The sequence below is a fragment of the Maribellus maritimus genome, assembly GCF_022267315.1.
Taxonomy (GTDB): Bacteria; Bacteroidota; Bacteroidia; order Bacteroidales; family Prolixibacteraceae; genus Draconibacterium; species Draconibacterium maritimum.
Genome location: NZ_JAIKLE010000169.1, coordinates 1 through 502 on the forward strand (window position 1 = coordinate 1; position 502 = coordinate 502).

At 42.0% G+C, this 502-nt stretch carries 1 protein-coding gene; it reads left to right on the forward strand.

From position 1 onward, the window contains the following. Window positions 1-502: transposase (locus K5G00_RS29560; RefSeq protein ID WP_238770256.1), on the forward strand; the 502-nt coding region annotated here is incomplete at both ends.

Consider the following 502-nt stretch of genomic DNA (forward strand, 5'->3'; position numbering starts at 1 on the left):
GCGATGGGCAATATGTTGCGACGGGCAAAGACAATTTTGGGCCACAACAACTTTACCGCACTTTACGACAAAGGCTATCATACGGGCAGAGAACTGGCAATTGTCGATGAACTTAATATAAATACACTCGTTGCAATTCCTCCTTTTTCAGGGGCTTCTCATGCTCCTGACCTTAACTACGATGTAGAACATTTTGACTATAATCCGGAAACCGACACCTACACTTGTCCGCAAGGAAATACACTAAAAACCACAGGTTATTGGCATGTTGCCAAAAACCCCAACGGAGAATTAGCTTATCGCTTCAGAAACTATACCACTCCAAAATGCAAAAAGTGTGAAGTACGCCCACTGTGTACAAAATCGGCAGCAAATGGGAAACAGGTCAGACGAAGTGAGTTTGCAACAAATATTGAAAACAACAAAAAGCGAATATTGAACAGTGAAAAGTTATACAAACGCAGGCAGGCGATAGTTGAGCATCCTTTTGGAACCATAAAAC